Genomic DNA, 20,051 nt, shown 5'->3' with positions numbered 1-20,051 from the left:
TTCCTCCTGCTTTTTCTTTTCCGTTTACGGACGTTATTACTACTATACACAAAAACAGGGGTTCCATCAAGCTGTTTTTGATATTTTTATTGTTTTTTTACTTTTTGTCGTTTTCCAGGAAACCTTCCAGCTTCTGTTTTTTATATTCTTTGTATCTGCCTTCTTCGATGGCCTGACGAATCTCGCTCATCATTGTGTTGTAGAAATACAGATTATGCAGAACACAGAGACGCATGCCCAGCATCTCTTTCGCTTTTAACAGATGACGGATATAGCCGCGGCTGTAATTTCGGCAGGCCGGGCACTGACATCCTTCTTCGATCGGACGCTGATCCAGTTCATATTTGGCATTGAACAGGTTTCTCTTTCCCTGGTTGGTGTATACATGTCCGTGACGGCCATTTCGGCTCGGGTATACACAGTCGAAAAAGTCCACACCACGATCTACTGCTTCCAGAATATTGGCCGGGGTTCCGACACCCATCAGATACGTTGGCTTTTCCAGTGGCAGATGAGGTACGGTCACATCCAGGATATGGTACATTTCTTCATGGCTTTCTCCTACAGCCAGTCCACCTACTGCATAACCATCCAGATTCATCTCACTGATCGCTTTTGCGTGATCGATACGGATATCATCAAAGATAGCTCCCTGATTGATACCGAACAACAGCTGATTTTTATTGATAGTATCTTCCAGGCTGTTCAGTCTGGCCATCTCGGTTTTACATCTTGCCAGCCAACGGGTGGTTCTTGCCACGGAATTCTCCACATAGCTTCGTTCTGCCACACTGGACGGGCACTCATCAAAGGCCATCGCAATGGTGGAAGCCAGGTTGGACTGGATCTGCATACTCTCTTCCGGTCCCATAAAGATCTTGTGACCATCGATGTGGGAACGGAAAGTTACGCCTTCTTCCTTAATCTTTCTTAAACCTGCCAGGGAAAATACCTGAAATCCGCCGGAATCCGTAAGGATCGGACGATCCCAGTTCATGAATTTATGGAGGCCTCCCATCTGTTTTACGATTTTATCACCCGGACGTACATGGAGATGGTAGGTATTGGACAGTTCTACCTGTGTGCCGATTTCTTTTAAATCTGTAGTCGCCACCGCTCCTTTGATGGCTGCTGCAGTACCTACGTTCATAAATACCGGAGTCTGGATGGTTCCGTGAACGGTCTGGAATTCTGCACGTTTTGCATTTCCATCTCTGGCTATGATCTTATACATATTTTTATCACCTTTCTCTTTTCTTTTACCGGATGTTCCGGTATATGGTCCATATGTTCAGTTTTTCTGATCCTCTGATTTTAAAACATCATTGCTTTTTTTCTTCAATAATGCCCATGTTCTTTCATACAGTACCGCTTATTATATCTGTTTCCGCCTTTTTTTTCAATAAATATTTCACAATTATTTTCTCTTTTTTTAAAGATTATCTCTTTTTTCTACATTGCCATATTCCAATAAATGTCATATAATAAGTCAGTCCGGATTTTCGGACATGTTCCTATTTAAATATGTAACTGTTTATATGACAGTTTTCATATCTGACAGGATGTAGGATTCGTAGAAAGTAATCCCTTTGTGGCATTCCATCTGTTTTCTTTTCATGAATAACGGAATGCACGCAGACACCTATGTAACTGTTGAAACTCAGGAACGGTTACTCATATACATGTAACTGTTCAGTACCTTCACAGTTACGAGCCAAAATGCATTTAAATCTTCGGTGATGGCATTTTGGCTTGTATGTCTCGGGATTTTGACATATTCATGTCAAAACACCTCGCGGGACAGTGGCTACTGAATAGTTACATATACATACAGAAAAGGAGGTGGCAGTTATTACTGCTACAACAAACAACACACCAAATTATACCCTGGGAATCGATATCGGTTCCACAACGGTTAAAATTGCCATACTGGATGAGTCTCATCAGATTCTGTTTGCTGACTATGAACGGCATTTTGCCAATATTCAGGAAACTCTGGCTTCCCTTCTGTCAAAAGCCATTGATAAACTGGGAGAGATGACCGTACATCCGGTTATCACCGGTTCCGGCGGACTGGCTCTTGCCAATCATCTGGAAGTTCCTTTTGTACAGGAAGTAATTGCAGTTTCTTCCTCGTTGCAGGAACTTGCCCCAAAAACAGATGTAGCCATCGAGCTTGGCGGCGAGGACGCCAAAATCATTTACTTTGAGGGCGGCAACATCGAACAGCGCATGAACGGTATCTGTGCCGGTGGTACAGGATCCTTCATCGACCAGATGGCTTCCCTGTTACAGACCGATGCTACCGGACTGAACGAATATGCAAAAAATTATCAGGCACTGTATCCGATTGCAGCCCGCTGCGGTGTATTTGCAAAATCAGATATCCAGCCGCTGATCAACGACGGTGCTACCAAAGAAGACCTGTCTGCTTCTATTTTCCAGGCAGTTGTCAACCAGACCATCAGTGGACTGGCCTGCGGAAAACCGATCCGCGGTCATATCGCATTTCTTGGCGGTCCGCTGCATTTCCTGTCTGAGTTAAAACAGGCATTTATCCGTACCCTGAAACTGGATGAGGAGCACACGATCGTACCGGAAAACTCCCATCTGTTTGCAGCCATCGGCTCTGCACTGAATGCAAAAGAGGATGTTACGGTATCCCTGACAGCCATGAAAGAGCGTATGGCACAGTCCATCAAACTGGACTTCGAGGTTGCACGTATGGAACCGCTGTTCGCTTCTCAGGAAGATTACGATGCCTTTAATGAGAGACAGAGTCAGTACAACGTAGCGACCGGTGATCTGGCTTCCTATGAAGGCAACTGTTTCCTTGGTATCGATGCAGGATCTACCACAACAAAAGCCGCTCTGGTCGGTGAAGATGGTTCCCTGCTGTATTCGTTCTATGACAACAACAACGGGAATCCACTGGCAACCACCATCCGTGCCGTGCAGGAAATCTATTCCCAGATGCCGGACACTGCCCGGATCGCTTACTCCTGCTCCACCGGTTACGGTGAAGCACTGATCAAAGCTGCTCTGATGCTTGATGAGGGCGAGGTTGAAACTGTATCTCACTATTATGCAGCCGCTTTCTTTGATCCGAAGGTCGACTGTATCCTCGATATCGGCGGTCAGGATATGAAATGTATCAAGATCAAGAATCACACCGTAGACAGCGTACAGTTAAATGAAGCCTGTTCCTCCGGATGCGGTTCCTTCATCGAGACCTTTGCAAAATCCCTGAACTACAGCGTACAGGATTTCGCGAAAGCCGCTTTATTCGCAGAGAATCCGATTGACCTCGGTACCAGATGTACCGTATTCATGAACTCCAAAGTAAAACAGGCACAGAAAGAGGGCGCTTCCGTCGCTGATATCTCCGCCGGTCTAGCTTACTCTGTTATCAAGAATGCGTTATATAAAGTAATCAAAGTTTCTGATGCTTCTGAGCTTGGTAAAAATATTGTCGTACAGGGTGGTACATTCTATAACGATGCGGTATTGCGAAGCTTTGAAAAAATCGCCAACTGTGAAGCGATCCGCCCGGACATTGCAGGTATCATGGGTGCTTTCGGTGCCGCTCTGATTGCAAGAGAGCGTTTCGAAGATGGCAAAGATACAACTATGCTTTCCATCGACAAAATCAATGATTTGAAATACACCACCAGCATGGCAAACTGTAAGGGATGTACCAACAGCTGCCGTCTGACTATCAACCGTTTCTCCGGTGGTCGTCAGTATATCAGCGGTAACCGCTGTGAGCGTGGTATCGGAAAACAGAAAAATAAAGAAAATATCCCGAACCTGTTTGACTACAAATACAAAAAAATCTTCGGTTACACACCGCTTGATGCCGATCAGGCTGTCCGCGGTAAAGTAGGTATCCCGAGAGTCCTGAATATGTTCGAGAACTATCCGTTCTGGTTCACCTTCTTTACGAAGCTGAAATATCAGGTGGTACTCTCTCCTACTTCCAACCGTAAGATCTACGAACTGGGTATTGAATCGATTCCGAGTGAGTCCGAATGTTATCCGGCAAAACTGGCACACGGTCATGTGACCTGGCTGCTTCGTCAGGGTGTGAAGTTTATCTTCTATCCATGTATTCCATATGAACGTACCGAGTTCCCGGAAGCAATTAACCATTACAACTGCCCGATTGTAACCTCTTATGCAGAAAACATCAAAAATAATGTAGATGAATTAAATGATCCATCCATCACCTTCCGCAACCCGTTCCTGGCTCTGACGAATGAAGAGACAGCCACAAAGCGCCTGGTGGAGGAATTCTCCGATCTTCCGAAAGAAGAAGTTCTGGAAGCGGCACATGCTGCGTGGGCAGAACTGGAACATATGAGAAACGATATCCGCAGAAAGGGAGAAGAAACCCTTCGCTATATGGAAGAAACCGGAAGACGCGGCATCGTTCTGGCAGGTCGTCCGTACCACATTGATCCGGAGATCCATCATGGTATCCCGGATATGATTAATTCCTACGGAATCGCCGTACTGACCGAAGATTCTGTGTCTCATCTGGCACCACTGGAGCGTCCGCTTCGTGTCAATGACCAGTGGATGTATCATACCCGATTATATGCTGCTGCAAACTTTGTCAAAGAACGTGACGATCTGGATCTGATCCAGTTAAACTCCTTCGGCTGTGGTCTGGATGCCGTAACCACCGACGAGGTACAGGAAATTCTCTCCAACAGCGGAAAAATCTATACCTGCCTGAAGATTGATGAAGTAAACAACTTAGGTGCTGCCAGAATCCGTGTCCGCTCTCTGTTGGCTGCCATTCGAACCAGACAGAAACAGCAAAAGAAACGGGAGATTCAGCCTTCTTCTATCAAGCGGATACCATTTACCGAAGAGATGCGAAAAGACTACACTATCCTCTGCCCACAGATGTCTCCGATGCATTTTAATATCCTGGAGGCAGGTTTCAATGCCAGCGGCTATCATCTGGAAGTCCTTCCGAATGATAACAAAGAGGCCGTCGATGTAGGACTGAAATATGTAAATAACGATGCCTGCTACCCGTCCCTGATGGTTGTCGGACAGATCATGCAGGCACTGTTATCCGGCAAATACGACCTGCACAAAGTAGCGATCATCATGTCACAGACCGGTGGTGGATGCCGTGCTTCTAACTATATCGGATTCATCCGCCGTGCATTGAATAAAGCGGATATGGGACATATCCCGGTAATCTCCATTAACCTGAGCGGTCTGGAGAGCAACCCCGGCTTCAAGATTACTCCCGGCCTGGCACGCAGACTGGCATACGGATGTATCTTCGGTGATATCCTGATGAAATGTGTGTACCGCATGCGTCCTTATGAAATCAAAAAAGGATCCACCGACCGCTTACATAGAAAATGGGAAAAAATCTGTATCGATTTTGTATCCGGCAAACATCTGAGCCATACCCGGTTCAAACAGATCTGCCGTACGATCATCCACGATTTTGACCGTCTGCCGATCGATGAGAACTTAAAGAAACCGAAAGTCGGTATCGTAGGTGAGATCCTGGTAAAATTCCTTCCTGCTGCCAACAATCATCTGGCTGAGCTTCTGGAACAGGAAGGTGCCGAAGCTGTCGTTCCGGATCTGACTGACTTCATGTGCTACTGCTTCTACAACCAGAACTTCAAACATGAGAAACTGGGCTTTAAGAAGACTTCCGCTATCACCGGAAATGCCGGTATCGCCGCTATCAACTGGCTGCGCAGTGCTGCTACCGAAGAATTCAAGAAGAGCCGTCACTTTGATCCGCCGGCAAATATCTCGGATCTCGCCCGTATGGCTTCACCGATCGTATCCATGGGTAACCAGACCGGTGAAGGATGGTTTCTGACCGGTGAGATGATGGAACTGATCCACGGTGGTACACAGAATATTGTGTGTACGCAGCCATTCGGATGCCTGCCGAACCACATCGTTGGTAAGGGTGTTATCAAAGCGATCCGCAGAAGCCATCCGGAGGCAAACATCGTAGCCATTGACTATGATCCGGGTGCTTCTGAAGTAAACCAGCTGAACCGTATCAAACTGATGCTGTCTACGGCTGTGAAGAATATGAAGTAAATGCAGAACGATTATCTTGTATTATTCATCATATAGCTTAGTAATAAACGGACTGAAGATTTGTCATAGAACGTTTCTTCAGTCCGTTTATTTATAATTTACAGAAAATTGCTCACCTGTAACAGGCTCAAAATATTTCAAGACAACGTAACTGTTCAGTCCCTTCACAGTTACGAGCCAAAATGCATAAAAAATCACCTTCGGTGATGGCATTTTGGCTTGTATGTCTCGGGATTTTGACACATTCATGTCAAAACACCTCGCGGGACAGTGGCTACTGAATAGTTACAAGACAACATTCTTTATTTTACATCTCCCTATACCACCTCTACCTGTCAATCATCAACTTCCGCAAATTTTGTCTCATTATCCGCATAAAAAAAGCGAATACACTACTCTTTATCTTTTGAGCTCTGCATTCGCTTTTTTCTCTCTAAAATCCTTCCCGTCTCCGCTGTTTTCTCAGCTGATACCGTTTTTCTCCGCCTTCCCATTCTGCCCTGTCATTTTCCGACTCGACGATCAGTCCCGGGACCGGAATCGGGTGATGGTGTTCATCAACGGCTACCATTACCACATATGCACGGTTGATCACCTTCCGGATACCGTGACGACTTTCTACATATGTGTCCACACGTACTTCCATCGAAGTTCTTCCCACATACGTAATCTTTCCCCGAAGAACTACTACATCATTTACAGTAGCTCCCTCTTTGAAATTCAGGTTATCGATCGCCGCTGTCGTGATGTCCGCCTCGCAGTGACGCATCGCCACGATACTGGCAATTTCATCAATCCAGCCCATCAGCTGTCCTCCGAACAGATTTCCATAACAGTTCAGATAATTGGGGCGCATCAGATACGTCTGCTCCGTCTGAGAATCCACTACCCTTTTACATGGTCTCTGTGTTTCTTCCATTGTAATATCCTTCTTTCTTCCATTACACAAATCATTGCTGTTCTATTCTTCATTAATTGCAGGTAACTATTCAGTACCTTCACAGTTACGAGCAAAAACGCATTTAAAATCACCTTCGGTGATGGCATTTTTGCTTGTATGTCTCGGGATTTTGGCATAAATATGCCAAAACACCTCGCGGGATAATGGCTGCTGAATAGTTACAATTGCAGCTTCATTATCTGTATAGAAAACAAAGCAAAGCTGGCGTTCTGTACAGAATCTACCAGCCATACTCGAATTACTTTATTTCAGGGAAATCCCATTCCTGTCTTTATCGGAATACTTTCAGGATCCGTAGCACTTTCACCACATAATTTCCCATCGGGAACCGCCGCATCTGTTCCACCGTTGTTTTCGTAACGATCACATACAAAATCAGATATACCAGTGCTGCCAGAATTACAGAAACACCCAGACACACGATACGGATCGGCACCAGAAGATGTAGTCCATAATATACGATCCATGCCACAACACCCATACCTGCTGCCGCTGCCAGTGGTTTTCCGTAACCGTTGACAAAATCGTTCTTGTGACCCAGATATTTTTTCAGGGACATGGCATTCAATACACACATGGCGACTGCCAATATCAGACTGGCGATCAATACAGAGAACACGCCCATCTGTGGAGCTGCAAAAGAACATACCGCCACAGTGATCACATTCAGTACCAGAGAAATCGCAGAGTTTCGAAGCGGAATTCTCGCTTTACCGATTGCCTGCAACACTCCGTTCGTAATCGTAGACAGTGCGGAGAAAATAACCGTTATGGAACCTGCTAAAAGCAGCTGTCCCGACAGTGTTCCACTGGATGGAAACAGCACTTTTGTGATTGGAAACGCCAGCACAGCCAAACCGACTGCTGCCGGGATACACAAAAACATCGTCAGCTGGATTCCCTCGTTGATCTTTTCATTTGCCTCTTTATACTCATTTTTGATAAATCTCGTTGCAATCTCCGGCATCATTGCAGAGGAAGTGGCACTTGAAAGTGCCAGCGGAATATTGATCAGCGTAATGTAGTAATTACTGTATTCTCCCCACTGCCCACTGACTACTTTTGCAGCGATGCCTTTCATATTCAGGATATCCGAGAAAATCTTGGAATCCAGGTAACTGCTGGCATTGTATACAAAAGTATTGAAAATAATCGGCGTTACCATCAGGAAAATGATCTTCATAACGCCCACCATGGACTCTTCCTGTGTATGTTTATCTCTGGCGATCTTTTTATGGATTGATTTCCGGTTTGCCGCATAGACGATCAACATAAATGCCAGACCCGTAAGCACACCGGCTCCGGTACCCATCGCACCACCGGCTGCACCATAAATTGCATGCGTCTCCTCGTCCACTGCAAACTTCTTGATCAACAGCCATGCCGCCAGAATACTGACGATCGCATTAGCGATCTGCTCCAGAATCTGGGAGATCGAGGTTGGCATCATCGTGCTGTGCGCCTGAAAATATCCACGCATAACGCCAAGAATTGCTGAAAAGAAAATTGTCGGCGCCAGCATCCGCAAAGCCAGAAGTGCCTGCTGCTGATTGACCGGAAGCAGATAATTACCAAAGAAAAAGGCAACCAGAGCTGCCACTCCACCCACGATCATTGCATATAATAACGCCCCATGAAAGACTTTCTGGGCATTTCGATATTGTTTCAGTGCCAGACGTTCCGATACGACCTTCGATACTGCCATCGGAATACTGTAGGCAGAAATCAGAAGCAAAATAACATACACGTTATTCGCATATCCATAATATCCAAGTCCTACCGTTCCCAGCACAACCCCCAGAGGGCTTCGATACAAAAGACCGATCACCCTGGAGATCAAAGTCGCCATCATCAGAAATGAGGCGTTTTTCACTAATCCATTTTTCTCACTCATCATTTACTCCTGCTTTATCTCTTTTTCGATTTTTCCGGCTTTCATGGAAAAATCCCGGCAAATACCTGATCTGTCTTCTATAGCCGGACTACCTATTCTCGATCTGCCAGTCAATCGGCTCCAGACCATGTGCTGTCAGATAAGCATTTGTCTTACTGAACGGCTTACTTCCAAAAAATCCCCGGTAAGCGGATAGCGGACTGGGATGAGGAGCCTCCAGAATCAGATGTTTGTCCGGGTCAAGCATGGATTTTTTACTCTGAGCCGGTTTGCCCCAGAGGATAAAAACCATCGGGCGATCCTGCGCCGCCAACACCCGAATAGCCGCATCGGTAAATTCTTCCCAGCCGATCCCCCGATGGGAATTTGCCTGATGAGCACGTACGGTCAGAACTGTGTTTAACATCAGAACACCCTGTCTTGCCCATTTTTCCAGATATCCGTTGTTTGGGATATAACATCCCAGATCATCTTCCAGTTCTTTGTAGATATTCACCAATGAAGGCGGAATCTCCACATCCGGTTTTACCGAAAAACAAAGCCCGTGCGCCTGTCCGTCTCCGTGGTACGGATCCTGTCCGAGAATCACTACTTTCACCTGATCCAGCGGTGTAAAATGAAACGCATTAAAAATATCATCTCCCGCCGGAAAAATCTGATGGGTTGCATATTCTTTTCCCACAGTTTCAAATAGTTTTTTATAATAGGGTTTGTGAAATTCCCCTTCCAGGGCTTTTGCCCATGCTCCTGAAATTGGAGGCATACGCCCTCCTCCTCTCCTGTGCGTGCAATGGCAATCTTCCAGTATCCGGATTTTACCGGATTTACACGCACACTTGTATTTTCGTAGCTGTGAAGGTACTGAACAGTTACGTATTTTCTTATATTTCTGATATCTTTACAGACGAACCGGAAGTCCTCTGTCCCGAAGATATTCCTTTACTTCCCGGATCTCCAGTTCTTTGTAATGGAACAGAGACGCTGCCAGTGCGGCATCTGCACCGCCCTCTGTCAATGCGTCATAAAAGTGCTCCAGCGTGCCCGCACCACCGGAAGCAATAACCGGAATGGATACTGCATCCGCGATCGCACGGGTCAATTTCAAATCGTATCCTGCTTTTGTGCCATCTCCGTCCATACTGGTGAGAAGAATCTCTCCTGCTCCCAGGGCTTCTGCTTTTTTTGCCCATTCCACAGCATCCAGACCCACATCGATCCGCCCACCATTTTTATAGACATTCCATCCAGATCCGTCTGCACGCTGCTTTGCATCAATAGCAACTACCACGCACTGACTTCCGAACTTTAAGGCTGCTTCATGAATCAGTTCTGGGCGGTTTATCGCAGAAGAATTGATGGAAATCTTGTCTGCTCCTTCCCGCAAAAGCAACCGAAAATCATCCACAGTGCGGATACCGCCTCCTACGGTAAAAGGAATAAATACGTTAGCTGCAACTTTCCGCACCATATCTACCACTGTATTACGATGATCCGAAGATGCTGTGATATCCAGAAAAACAACTTCATCTGCACCGGCCTCGTCGTACGCTTTCGCTACTGCCACCGGATCACCCGCATCCTGAAGATTGACAAAGTTCACACCTTTTACTACTCTTCCATTATTTACATCCAGACATGGAATAATTCTTTTTGTCAGCATCTTATCGTCCTCCTTTTCCTTCCAGTTTTGCAAAATTTTTCAAAATCTGCAAGCCCACATGGGAACTTTTCTCGGGATGGAACTGGCAGGCAAACAGATTGCCGCTTTCCACAGAAGCATGGATATGGGTACCATATTCGGTTGTTGCAGTCACAATTTTTTCATCCTGTGCTTTCAGATAATAGGAATGTACAAAATACACATATGCATCTTCCGGAACTCCCGCAAACAACCGTCCTTTATTCGGAAATCGGATATTATTCCAGCCCATATGAGGGATCTTCAGTCCTTCTGCCGCAGGAATCCGAAGAATCTCTCCCTTTAAGATGCCAAGGCCCTCCACGCCCGGACTCTCCTCACTTTTTTCAAACAGAAGCTGCAGTCCCAGACAGATTCCCAAAAACGGAGTCTGCTCCTGAACTACCTGGTGAATCACGGGTACCAACCCGAAATGGTGCAGATTTTCCATCGCATCTCCAAAACTACCCACACCCGGTAACACCACTTTATCCGCAGCCAGAATCTCTTTCGGATCTCTGGTCACCAGCACATCCTCTCCTATCAGCTGCAGAGCTTTTTCCACGCTTTTCATATTTCCCGCATCGTAATCAATCAGTGCTATCATGTCTTCACTCCTCATCTGTTTTTCTGACACTGCCGCTACTCCATCACAGCTGTGTCTGCGACCTTTTAGATCGATTGTTTTATCAAATCATAACCGTAATAGATACAACTACAAAAACTGACAAAACATTACAGTTCAGTTTATCATAATTTCAACTCGAATTCCATATCTATTCTGCATAATATACTAGAGCGTGTTTGAAAAAGGCTTTTCGTGAGCTGCGAGTCCCAGTTTGTGGGAGATTTTATCCGAATGAGGGCGGCGTAGCGGGCTACGGCAACCGAATAAGGGTAAAATATACCGCAAAGTGGGGCTTGCAGGTTGCGGAAATGATTTTTCAGACACGCTCTAGTGCTTTGGATTAAGTGTTACTGTTCACTCCGTTCCCGGTAACGATGAATCTTTCTCTGTAACCTGCAATAATTCAATTATTTTCAGGAATCCTGCTGCATCGCTGCCGGAAGTTTTCTCTCCTTTGCAGTAAATTCTTTCACATCAATACGGATTACATTCACAATTGATACCAGTTTCTCATCAAAGGTAAAATCCTTTCCCGTCTGCTGTTTCATCAACAGGGACAGTGCTTTTTCCTTTTCTTCCACATCCGCCACCAGGGTTCCATATCCGCGTCCCATCACGCTCCGGTATGCCATCCCGTACTGGCAGGCTACCTTTCCCTCAAACGGAATCATATCTGTCTCCAGAGCAAATGAGACTTTTGGATTCTTCTCCAGAACATCAAATTTGTACCCTTTGGTGGCACCATGGAGATAAAATGTCAGCTTTCCGTCCACATATTCATATCCATAATTCATCGGCACCACATAAGGCCATCCCTCATCAGACAAACCCAGATGCAGGATCTTTGTTTCGTTGATGATCTGTAATATATCATTAATATCAGTTACTTCTCTTTCCCGTCGTGTCATAATTTTTCTCCTTCACCGTAGTCTGATTCTCTCTCTATTCTCCAAAATCAGCTGCACAGATCTTCAGTTTTTCCCGGATCGGCAGGTGATATGGACAGCGTGGTTCGCATTTGCCACAGCCGATGCAGGCAGAAGCTTTAACTTTTAAGGTACTGTATCGATCTCTGGCCCACTGCTCCAGATCATAACGTTGCAGATAACCGGCAAACAAGAAAACACTTGGAATCTGGATTCCTACGCTGCAAGGTGCACAGTAATTACAACGACGACAAAAATCCGTTCCCAGCTGGTCACGGACTGCCTGAATCTTTTCCTCTTCTTCTTTCGTCAGCGGTTCCTGATTCTCACAGGCCTTCTGATTCTCTTCCAGTTCCCGAATCTCTGCCATACCAGGAATAGTGATCGTCACATCCGGGTTAGAACAGACATATCGAAGTGCCAGTGCTCCGTCTTCGATGGCACCTCCTGCCAGTGGTTTCATATCAATAAATCCGATGTTTTTCTCTCCACACCGACGAATCAGTTCAGCCCCCTGCTGTTCCACAATATTATAAGGAAACATAATCGTCTCCACCCAGTCCAGGGTCAGCGCACGCTCAAAAACTTCCGTGGAATGCGCCGTGATTCCGATATGTCCGATCTTTCCAGCGTTTTTCGCCTCCAGCAGTGCTTCCAGTGCCCCACCTTCTCCGATCACCTGATTCAGCTGTTCCATACTCGGATTATGTACCTGATACAGATCAATATAATCTGTGCGGAAATTCCGAAGACTCGTCTCGATATCTGCTGCCATCGCTTCTTTTGTTCTCGCCATGGATTTTGTCGCCAGCACGAACTGATCACGGATTCCTTCCATACCGTAACCGATGTACTGCTCGCTGACGGTATAGCCTCTCGCAGAATCAATATAATTGATTCCCCGTTTCACCATATCCTGTAACAGTTTTCTTGTTCCTTCTTCATCAATCTTCTGGATCGGAATCCCACCAAATCCCATGCGGGACACTTTCAATCCTGTTTTTCCAAGTGTTCTGTATTCCATTTATGTTTCTCCTTTTTCTATATTGTATATTTTGATTTTCATGAGATACATTATAACATTTTATGAGTCGGAATAAAATCTAAAAAAGCCAGTATTCTTATATTTCGATAAGAAATACTGGCTTTGTTGAACTAACAGATCACACACAAGATCGAACACGTTTTCTCATTTTTTATTTTTTAGTCATTCCTCAGTGCCGTCACCGGATCACTCTTTGCAGCTTTCTTCGACGGGATCAGTCCACCGATAAACGTAAGAAATACGCTCAGCACGATCAGGATAAGTGCCGGAATCACCGGCAGGGATGCACTGACAGCAGTGGTATCTGCCAGTTTGTGAATCAGGGCATTGCCCGGGATCAGAAGTAACAGTGTCAGACCGATACCTATCAGACCTGCACACAGACCGATGATACAGGTTTCCGCATTGAACACCTGGGAAATATTTCCTTTAGATGCTCCTATTGCCCGCAGGATACCGATTTCTTTCCGGCGTTCCAGCACACTGATATAGGTAATCACTCCGATCATGATCGAAGAAACCACCAGTGAGATCGCCACAAATGCAATCAGCACATAACTGATAATATCAACAATATCCGTCACCGAGGACATCAGCGTTCCGACCATATCTGTGTAGCTGATCACCTGCTCGTCTTTTCCTTCTCTTTCCATCTTACTGTTATAATCATCCAGCAGCTGCACGATCTGTTCCTTGCTCTCGAAGTTTTTCGGATAGATTGAGATACCACTCGGTTCTGCCTTATCTGCATAGCCGAGTTTCTGCAGGTTCGAATCATACGTTGTACTTCCGGTATTTCCCATGGACATCATCAGTTCGGTCAGCTCTTCTCCGTCCATGCTTATATCAAATGCCCCGGTAAATGCATCCGCATCGATAGAGAATGCATTCTGCAGATTCTCTCCCACCCGGCTCATCGCCTGCGTCATGGCTTTTTCCATACCACCGGCGATCTGTGTCATCATCTGCTCCATTGCTTTTGAAATCTGCGTTCCCAGTGCCTGTGACAGAGTATTTCCATAAGAAGAAAATGCACTCTGCATATAGGTTCCGATTGCCGCGGATATCTGTTCTTCCACACCCTTCGTGTTGATCATCTTCATAAGACCTGCGGAAAGTTCCTGCTTCGCGCTGTCTGTTCCCAGATAATCCATAAAGTACTCACCCATCTTCGCCGGATCCGGGTAACCGTTTTCCTGTACATAAGCTTCATATCCTTCCAGCAGTTCCTTCGAAAGTTTTTCCAGCTGTTCTTTTGTGATATTGACATCTCCGTTAATATGAATATTTTTCTCTGCCCAGGCAGTCAGGATCTGCTGGCATTCTTCTGTCTGGAGATATTCCGTCAGGTATTCATCCAGCTTCGTCATATCCGTATATCCCTTTTCCTGGGCATACTTCTGAAATCCGGTCATGATATCTTTGATCAGCTGCTGCAGTTCTTCTTTTGATACTTCGACAGAACCGCTCGCTCCGATGATGTCTTTGATATTATTTTTCAGAATTTCCTGTGCTTTTTCTGTATTCAGATAACCAATAAAGTTCTCACCCAGACCGGAATAATCTGCTTCCGGATGTTCTTTTGCATATTCCTGGTAGCCCTTTAACAGTGCAGCAGCAAGGTTGCTCACATCATCACCGGACGCCTGGATCTTGATTCCACTCATCAGATTACCGAACGACAGATCCGGTGCTTCCGGAAGCGAAATATTGATGGCACTCAGATCCAGCATGCCCGAAAGATCCAGTGTATTCGGATCGACGGAAAATGCATCTGAGAGATCCGTGCTTCCTGCCATTGCATTTGCCATGGCATTTTCATCAAATTTAAATGCATTTTGCAGTTTATCCTCATCGATCTTAAAGAGGGATCCCATATCAAAATCATTATCCGATTCTTTACCAAATTCTTCATTGGTAAAGACATCAATATCTTCATTTTTCATCTGAGCTTTTACGATTTTACTGTTTTTCGCTTCCTCGATCACATGATCAGTCAGCTCTGCCGGATAATAGATACCGGTTCGAAGCAGAGCTCCGTTGGCATCCTCCGATGGTTGCACGATACCGACCACTTTCAGATCTTCCCCGTTTTTCACCAGTTTTTTCATATATTTGTTATTATCCGATTTGTCTTTCCAGACCTTGTATTCACTGTCATAGCTGTAATAATCCGAAGCATTGACCAGTTTAAAGGTGGTTCCCAGAATATCCTCATAACGGTATGTGCCGATATTATCCGGAGTATCCACATCTTCATCCTTCATAAACTGTTCGATCATATCGTCAAGTTCCATAGCATCTCTGAGTCCCAGTGTGTACAAGAGAAAATCGCTGATACTTCCGTCCGCAGTCATAACTACCACACATTCGTCATAACTTTCCGGCCAGCGACCTGCTTTTACATCATACTGGTTTTTATACAGATTCTCCTCTCTCGGCATCTCATAAAACACATCTGTACTCATCATCGAGGACATCATACTATTTGCACTCGACGAAGAACCAAGCCCCAGAGAAGCAAAGGATTTGTCCGGATTAACCTGACGAATCTTATCTCTATCTTTGTCCAGTCGAAAGATCTGTGGTGTTACACTGTAGCTGTATTCCACGGATTTTGCGTATTTGCCGATTTCCTTTTCATGGTCATCCAGATATTTTTTCAGCGATTTCAGGTCATTGGAGTCCATCGTGGAGAACATATTTGTGATCATCTGCACGACATTGACCTGATCGTCGTCTTCCTTCTCCGCGTCTTTATCATCTGTCCCCATGTTCATCGTCATCATGGCAGTCAGGTCAAACCCGGTACTCTGGATCTCCAGTGGATATTCCGATAACGTTTCTTCTTCCACCGACTGGATATAAGCATTGACACCATTTGACAGTGCCAGGATCAGCGCGATACCGATGATACCAATTGATCCGGCAAAGGAAGTCAGAAGGGTTCTGGCCTTTTTGGTCTTTAAGTTATTAAAACTCAGTGCCAGAGCTGTCAGAAATGACATCGAAGATTTTCCCATATTTTTATGTTCCGGCGGAGACAGTGCTGCCTCATCCACCTCATAGGGATTTGTATCCGAACGGATCTTTCCATCCCGCAGATTGACGATTCTTGTGGCATAAAGTTCCGCCAGTTCCGGGTTATGGGTAACCATCACAACCAGGCGGTCTTTCGCCACCTCCCGCAGCAGATCCATAACCTGTACACTGGTATTACTGTCCAGTGCTCCGGTCGGCTCATCCGCAAGCAGAATCTCCGGATCATTGACCAATGCTCTGGCGATCGCCACCCGCTGCATCTGTCCGCCCGACAGCTGGCTTGGTCGTTTTTCAATCTGTTCTCCCAGACCTACTTTTTCCAGGGCTTCTTTCGCTCTTCTTCTTCGCTCCGCCTTTCCCACGCCGGAGATGGTCAGCGCCAGCTCAACATTGGCGAGCAGTGTCTGATGCGGAATCAGATTATAACTCTGGAAGACAAATCCGATCGTATGATTTCGGTAGGAATCCCAGTCGCGGTCTTTGTATTTTTTCGTGGAAATCCCGTTGATGATCAGATCCCCGCTGTCGTAACGATCCAGACCGCCGATAATATTTAACAGTGTGGTCTTTCCTGAACCACTGGGCCCGAGAATCGCAACAAATTCATTATCCCTCAGATTCAGACTGACATCATCCAGGGCTTTCTGAACCAGTTTTCCTGTTTTATATTCTTTTCGAATGTGTTGGATTTGAAGCATGTTCTTCTTTCCTTTCTTTTGCTTCGCTGTTTTCATGATAAACCACCATAAAACATACGGCGCCAACACCAAGATCATCCAGTGTCAACGCCGATTTTCGCAGATGATTATATACTAACATAAATTTTGCGGGGTGAAAATAAAAAGAATCTAAACTTCTGTAAAACATATCTAAAGAACCGGGCAAATGCAAGTGCTGACATCTGTCCTGTTCTGTTTTCTACATATTTTTTAAGGATGATAAAGCATGAAAAGACTATTGTTGGCTGTTACTGTTTAATTCGAACTCATGGTAAATTCTACAGTTTCCTGTGCACTGTCCAGTGCCTCATCTACACCCATACCACTCTGTGCTGTGAGAAATCAATACTACTGTCTGTAATATCGTTAAAACCTCATTTCAGTCTTGTCCGTAGCTGCCCCATGTTCTTACTCTTACAATACCAGTACATTATCAGATAATGTCTACGCTGTTAACACCCGGAATCTCTTCCAATTGTTCCACATATGTACTTTTGTATGCAGTAGGTAACCGCAGAGTCAACAGCAGAGCGCATGGTGTTTTCTTCGTTTTCCCCTTTATCACATCCATAGTATCTACCTGTATCTGATTCTCCTGAAGTTTTTCCAAGAATTCAGAAATGCTTCCATTGGTTTCCAGTTCCACATAGACGGATAGATATTTACTGCGCCGAAAAAAATATTTTTCCAGACGTGGAAGCACGTGAAGGGAAATCAGTACACACACCGTAATGATAACTCCACCATCCAGAAACCCGATCCCCACTGCAAGACCAACGCATGCACATGCCCATAAACTTGCCGCAGTTGTCAGTCCCCTCACCTGATGCCCTGACACAATGATGGTTCCTACTCCAAGAAATCCTACCCCGCTGATCACCTGCGATGCCATACGCGAAAGATCCGATTTCCCAGGAAAATATACCTCCATATACTGCGCCGTCAACATAACCAGCGTTGCTCCCAGACATACGATCGTATTCGTCTTTGTTCCTGCTCCACGTTTTTTCAATCCTCTGTCCAGACCGATCACACATCCAAGTATCATGGAAACTACGATTCTAATCAAAACATTGGGAATTGTCCATTCCGCACATGAAAAACCAAACATGCGATTCCTCCTTATAACTTTTTGTTCTCGTATTTCTTTTATTATACTATATCATATTTTTATATGCTTTTTCAAACATTTCAATATACTTTGTTTCTTATTTATTATACTTTATTTTAATGCATATTATTTTCAACTTTACCGGAATAAAATAATCGTATCTTTCTTCTGCCAGTAAGCAGATCCTCACAAAATATCATCTTTTTTATAGAAAGGACAGACCAGGTCGGATGTCACGGCTCTGGTCTGTCCTTTCACGCTTTATTCTTTTTCAGAAGCGATTTTCTCCATAAAGATCCCCGGAATCAGATAGTCTTTTTCCTCTCCGGTGTTTCCAATCAGTTTATCCAGCATACGCTCCATCGCACACTGCGCGATTTTCTGCTCATCCTGGCGGATATGTGTCAGTTTGTACTGCCCGGATCCGATGTGGTTTTCATCCATGCAGCACACTTCTATTCTGCCCTTTAACGCTTTTGCTTCCAGAACAGCCTCTGTCTCCATGGCAACACTGTACTCACCACATACGATACCTTCGAGTTCCTTGCTGTATCTCTCAATATACTCTGCAATCTGTTTTCGATAGATCTCTCCGCGGGCTTCCACCGGATTATCATAGGTAATATACGGGAGACTACACTTTCCGACCGGAGTCATACCATATTCGGAGATTCCCTGATAAAATCCTTCATTGCGTTCTCCAAGTGAAGACGTTCCTGTTTCTTCCACTGTGATAAATCCTATTTTTTTCTTCCCGGTTTCCGCAAAATACCGAACCAGCCGCGACATGCTCTGCACATTGTCCGTCCGTACCGAATCCAGTGAAATTCCATCCAATTTTTTATCAATAAGTACAGTGGGATATCCGTCAATCACCAGTCGAAGAATCTCGGTATTATAATACGAGCCATGGCATGGCATTACAAACATTCCCTTCGCACCGATACCGCGTAGATAGCGGATTGCCTGTGTCTCCAGTTCCCGGTTTCCGTAGGAAAAACATGGGTACAGATGGTATCCCGCCTTTCTGGCCTGCTGCTCCAGTTCATACATGATCTGCAGACCATAGCTGGAACTGATATGTTCAAAAATCACTCCGAGAACAGGTTCCCCTGTCTGAGGAATCTCCGATTTTTCCGGTAATACCGCTTTTTCTTCCACCTCAATCCTGCCAACTTCCGGGTATTCCATGACAAAGCTGCCTTTCCCTCTGATCCTGCGAATCCTGTGTTCTTCTGCCAGAAGATTCAGTGCTTTTTTTACCGTGATCGCGCTCACTCCGTAATGTGCAATCATATCCTCCTCCACCGCAAGTTTATCACCCGGTTTCAGATCACCACACTCTATCTTCTGTTTCAGATCATTATATACATTTTCGTATAGAAACTGCTTCTTCGCCATGAGTACCCTCCGTTTTTTCTAATTCTGCCTCCAATTTTTCCACCAGATCCAACAGTTCCAGTGGTTTGTGGATAATATAATCCGGCACTTCTTCCTCATTTTTCGGCTCCATCGGATACCTCGGACTCCATTTGATAAATACAGAAGTAATCCCAAAACGGTTGGCACCCACAATATCTCTCTCCAGATTATTCCCTACCATAATAATACGTTTTTTATCTTCGTCCGTCAGATGCAGCAGTTTCATCGCCGTCTCAAACATCGCCTGTGATGGTTTTTTTTCTCCTACTTCCTCTGAGATCGTTCTCGCATCGAAAATATTTTTCAATCCATGCTGGCCGTAAGAATTATCAAAAGACTGCGTATATCCATCCGCTACCAGTTCAATCGTATACCCTCTTTCTTTCAGAGTAAGAAGCAGCTCTTTTGCACCGTCGATCAATTCGCAGCTTTGTACGATCGGTGAACCTTCGTTTCTGTACTCGGTTCCTTCATTTACCAAAGTGTCTCCGCTGTCTATAAATACGATTAATTTTTTGCTCATGATTTT

General features: G+C 45.1%; 16 protein-coding genes and 1 pseudogene. 2 read left to right on the top strand and 15 right to left on the bottom strand.

The window, feature by feature from the left end:
• Positions 1–97: 97 nt before the first annotated feature.
• Positions 98–1,234 carry a tRNA guanosine(34) transglycosylase Tgt gene (gene tgt, locus ETP43_RS06610; protein WP_129257466.1) on the bottom strand — a complete coding sequence of 379 codons (1,137 nt, stop codon included), beginning with the start codon at positions 1,232–1,234 and terminating at the stop codon, positions 98–100.
• Positions 1,235–1,842: 608 nt separating this feature from the next.
• Between tgt and ETP43_RS06605 the strand changes: the two genes are divergently transcribed.
• Positions 1,843–6,096, top strand: a complete 4,254-nt coding sequence (locus ETP43_RS06605; protein ID WP_129257465.1) for a 2-hydroxyacyl-CoA dehydratase — start codon at positions 1,843–1,845, stop codon at positions 6,094–6,096.
• Positions 6,097–6,529: 433 nt separating this feature from the next.
• On the opposite strand, the gene ETP43_RS06600 is transcribed toward ETP43_RS06605, so the two are convergent.
• The 7 genes and pseudogenes from ETP43_RS06600 to ETP43_RS18385 all read right to left on the bottom strand — a co-directional run.
• Positions 6,530–7,015, bottom strand: a complete 486-nt coding sequence (locus tag ETP43_RS06600) for an acyl-CoA thioesterase (RefSeq protein WP_106492574.1) — start codon at positions 7,013–7,015, stop codon at positions 6,530–6,532.
• A gap of 66 nt (positions 7,016–7,081) precedes the next feature.
• Positions 7,082–7,288 carry a hypothetical protein gene (locus tag ETP43_RS06595; protein WP_106492575.1) on the bottom strand — a complete coding sequence of 69 codons (207 nt, stop codon included), beginning with the start codon at positions 7,286–7,288 and terminating at the stop codon, positions 7,082–7,084.
• A gap of 40 nt (positions 7,289–7,328) precedes the next feature.
• Entirely contained in the window at positions 7,329–8,951 is a 1,623-nt protein-coding gene (locus tag ETP43_RS06590; protein ID WP_164979625.1) for a putative polysaccharide biosynthesis protein, read from the bottom strand.
• Between the two features lie 88 nt (positions 8,952–9,039).
• On the bottom strand, positions 9,040–9,714 hold the full coding sequence (locus tag ETP43_RS06585) for a uracil-DNA glycosylase (RefSeq protein WP_022171729.1): 675 nt from the start codon (positions 9,712–9,714) through the stop codon (positions 9,040–9,042).
• A 135-nt stretch (positions 9,715–9,849) separates the two neighbouring features.
• Positions 9,850–10,611, bottom strand: coding sequence for an imidazole glycerol phosphate synthase subunit HisF (gene hisF, locus ETP43_RS06580; RefSeq protein WP_118575919.1), 762 nt, complete (start codon positions 10,609–10,611; stop codon positions 9,850–9,852).
• Position 10,612: 1 nt separating this feature from the next.
• Positions 10,613–11,236, bottom strand: a complete 624-nt coding sequence (gene hisH / locus ETP43_RS06575; RefSeq protein ID WP_022171727.1) for an imidazole glycerol phosphate synthase subunit HisH — start codon at positions 11,234–11,236, stop codon at positions 10,613–10,615.
• A 143-nt stretch (positions 11,237–11,379) separates the two neighbouring features.
• Positions 11,380–11,517: pseudogene (locus ETP43_RS18385) on the bottom strand (DUF6783 domain-containing protein); the annotation flags it as partial.
• Here ETP43_RS18385 and ETP43_RS18380 point away from each other — a divergent pair.
• Positions 11,455–11,601 carry a DUF6783 domain-containing protein gene (locus ETP43_RS18380; RefSeq protein WP_334295513.1) on the top strand — a complete coding sequence of 49 codons (147 nt, stop codon included), beginning with the start codon at positions 11,455–11,457 and terminating at the stop codon, positions 11,599–11,601. The pseudogene ETP43_RS18385 and the gene ETP43_RS18380 sit on opposite strands and share 63 nt — an antisense overlap.
• Positions 11,602–11,670: 69 nt before the next feature.
• On the opposite strand, the gene ETP43_RS06570 is transcribed toward ETP43_RS18380, so the two are convergent.
• The 7 genes from ETP43_RS06570 to ETP43_RS06545 form a co-directional block, all read right to left on the bottom strand.
• Positions 11,671–12,165 carry a pyridoxamine 5'-phosphate oxidase family protein gene (locus ETP43_RS06570; protein ID WP_106492579.1) on the bottom strand — a complete coding sequence of 165 codons (495 nt, stop codon included), beginning with the start codon at positions 12,163–12,165 and terminating at the stop codon, positions 11,671–11,673.
• A 34-nt stretch (positions 12,166–12,199) separates the two neighbouring features.
• Complete coding sequence (locus tag ETP43_RS06565) at positions 12,200–13,207, bottom strand: aldo/keto reductase (RefSeq protein WP_129257463.1); 1,008 nt, start codon at positions 13,205–13,207, stop codon at positions 12,200–12,202.
• 179 nt (positions 13,208–13,386) lie between these two features.
• Positions 13,387–16,968, bottom strand: coding sequence for an ABC transporter ATP-binding protein/permease (locus tag ETP43_RS06560; RefSeq protein WP_129257462.1), 3,582 nt, complete (start codon positions 16,966–16,968; stop codon positions 13,387–13,389).
• Positions 16,934–17,089 carry a hypothetical protein gene (locus ETP43_RS17050; protein WP_164979624.1) on the bottom strand — a complete coding sequence of 52 codons (156 nt, stop codon included), beginning with the start codon at positions 17,087–17,089 and terminating at the stop codon, positions 16,934–16,936. Before ETP43_RS17050 ends, ETP43_RS06560 begins: the two co-directional genes overlap by 35 nt.
• A 333-nt stretch (positions 17,090–17,422) precedes the next feature.
• Entirely contained in the window at positions 17,423–18,100 is a 678-nt protein-coding gene (locus ETP43_RS06555) for an MgtC/SapB family protein (protein ID WP_022171723.1), read from the bottom strand.
• Positions 18,101–18,361: 261 nt separating this feature from the next.
• On the bottom strand, positions 18,362–19,501 hold the full coding sequence (locus ETP43_RS06550; RefSeq protein ID WP_129257461.1) for a GntR family transcriptional regulator: 1,140 nt from the start codon (positions 19,499–19,501) through the stop codon (positions 18,362–18,364).
• Entirely contained in the window at positions 19,464–20,045 is a 582-nt protein-coding gene (locus tag ETP43_RS06545) for an HAD family hydrolase (RefSeq protein ID WP_129257460.1), read from the bottom strand. The genes ETP43_RS06550 and ETP43_RS06545 overlap by 38 nt, the downstream gene beginning before the upstream one ends.
• Positions 20,046–20,051 lie beyond the last annotated feature (6 nt).

The organism is Blautia faecicola, from assembly GCF_004123145.1.
Classification (GTDB): Bacteria; Bacillota; Clostridia; order Lachnospirales; family Lachnospiraceae; genus Oliverpabstia; species Oliverpabstia faecicola.
This window is presented reverse-complemented; position numbering and strand designations above follow the sequence as displayed.